This window comes from Bradyrhizobium sp., from assembly GCF_035570375.1.
Taxonomy (GTDB): Bacteria; Pseudomonadota; Alphaproteobacteria; order Rhizobiales; family Xanthobacteraceae; genus Bradyrhizobium.
In genome coordinates, this window is sequence record NZ_DATMLW010000191.1 from 1 (window position 1) to 2,028 (window position 2,028).

At 59.5% G+C, this 2,028-nt stretch carries 3 protein-coding genes; all 3 read right to left on the reverse strand.

Translation table 11 applies throughout. The features are described 5' to 3' along the window. Positions 1-51: 51 nt before the first annotated feature. The 3 genes from VNX23_RS20265 to VNX23_RS20275 are packed head-to-tail and all read right to left on the reverse strand — an operon-like array spanning position 52 to position 2,013. Positions 52-618 carry a hypothetical protein gene (locus VNX23_RS20265; RefSeq protein WP_325632897.1) on the reverse strand — a complete coding sequence of 189 codons (567 nt, stop codon included), beginning with the start codon at positions 616-618 and terminating at the stop codon, positions 52-54. After that, complete coding sequence (locus VNX23_RS20270) at positions 618-1,520, reverse strand: histone deacetylase (protein WP_325632898.1); 903 nt, start codon at positions 1,518-1,520, stop codon at positions 618-620. Before VNX23_RS20270 ends, VNX23_RS20265 begins: the two co-directional genes overlap by 1 nt. Continuing rightward, positions 1,507-2,013 (reverse strand): phosphate acyltransferase, encoded by a 507-nt coding sequence (locus VNX23_RS20275; RefSeq protein ID WP_325632899.1) that lies wholly within the window; start codon positions 2,011-2,013, stop codon positions 1,507-1,509. Before VNX23_RS20275 ends, VNX23_RS20270 begins: the two co-directional genes overlap by 14 nt. Between the last annotated feature and the right edge of the window lie 15 nt (positions 2,014-2,028).

Consider the following 2,028-nt stretch of genomic DNA (forward strand, 5'->3'; position numbering starts at 1 on the left):
GCAGGACTACACGTTTGAGGACGCTCTCATCGACGCTGCTCCGGCTTCGGCTTATTCGGCGCCGGTGGACTGACGTTCTTCTTTTCTGACTTGTTCAAGGCGGGCACGGAGCGCTTCGGGCAAGGCCTGCTCGATTTCCGGAGTGATCAGGCCGACTGAGTCCAGGTCGATAATGTGGGCTTTGTCCCTTGACCGAAAGCTGGTGAGCTTCATGCGAACGAGGTCGGCCACCGGGGCGAGCAGGATGCCCTCCTTGGTCACGGTTGGTTTCGTGAAACCGGGAACGGGCTCCAAGTGATGCGGCCGGGCCTTTTCGCCGATGAACAGGAAATGGACCGCGCTTCGCGGCTGCTCGGCAGTCCATCCGCCATCAGCATAGCGAAAGCCGTGCTTACCGGCAATCGCCGCGACGGTTTCGAGGTCCTTGCGATCAATCGCGACGTCGACATCCGGAGTTAGCCGGGCGGCCAGCGGATCGAGCTCGTTGATGTGTTGAAAAACGGCTACTCCCCCAACGATCCTGTAATCGACATCAGCTTCGGTTAGCGCGGCGTGAACACGGCGGGCGAGGTCGAACATCTGCTCAAAATATTCATCGACGGCGCGGAGCGTGATCATCAGCCTAGCGCCTCCCGCGCCGCCTTGACCGAGTTGCAATGGATCGCCACAGTATCATCCGTGTTGCGCGCGTAACCCCCGGCAAGTGTCACAGCTAGGGGCACGCCGGCCTCAAGTCCTGTTTCAAACACGACCCTATCGCGCTGCTTCAACCCTTCCATGGTGAGCGACAAACCACCCAGTTGGTCCTTGTAATATGGATCGGCGCCCGCCAGATAAAAGATCATGTGGGGTGCGAAACTCATGGCCACTTTCAGCGCGCCCCGCAGACGGTCCAGATACTCGTCATCGGAAACGCCATCCCGCAAATGAATATCGATCACCGAAGGCGGCTTTTCGCTTGGATAGTTGTGGAATTGATGCATCGATAGCGTCAACACCGAGCGGTCTCCGGCAAAAATCGCAGCCGTTCCGTTGCCATGATGCACATCGCAGTCTACAACCAAGGCTCGCTCGATCAAACTCTCGTGCTGCAGCGCACGAATTGCCACCGCTACGTCGTGAATCGCGCAGAATCCTTCACCATGTCCCGGAAATGCGTGATGGAATCCTCCGCCGATGTTGACGCCGATGCGATCGCCGAGCGCGTTGCGGGCCGCTAAGATCGTGCCACCTGTCGCCAGCCAAAAAGCCTCCACCATCTGCTTCGAGTAAGGGATCTCCATGCGCAGGAGTTCCTGAGGCGACAGCGTGCCGCTCTTCAGGCGTTTTACCCAACCGGCCTCGTGTACCCGCAGAATATATTCGTCAGAAGCGGGCTGCGGCTGAATGAAGTCCATTGGCCGGGCGAAGCCTTCATCCAGTAGGTGATCGTGAATCAGGCGATATTTCCGCGCTGGAAAAACATGCTCGCCCAGGTTCAAATCGTAGCCCGGATGATAGACCAGCTTAAACGGGAGCATTCGCGGATTGAAGCGCGGTCACGATGGCCGATCCGTAAATATCGTCCGCCGAGCAGCCCCGTGAAAGATCGTTAGCCGGCTTCGCCAACCCTTGCAGGAATGGTCCCAGCGCGACAGCGCCCGCCAGCCGCTCCACTAGCTTCACGCCGATATTGGCCGAATTGATATCGGGAAAGACCAGCGTGTTGGCCCGCCCCGCGACCGTTGATCCGGGCGCTTTCGACCTGCCCACCGCTTCCACCAGCGCCGCATCGGCTTGCAATTCACCGTCGATCCGAAGATCGGGCGCGCGTTCGCGCACGATCCGCAATGCCTCCACCACTTTATCCACCCACTTGTGCTGCGCGCTTCCTTTGGTGGAGAACGACAGCAGCGCGACCACTGGCTCGGCGCCGATGACGTTGCGCGTAGTCGTCGCGGTCGCGATGGCGATTTCGGCCAGATCAACCGCCGACGGATCGATCACCACGCCACAGTCGGCGAATGCCAGAATGCCATTGTGCCCGAA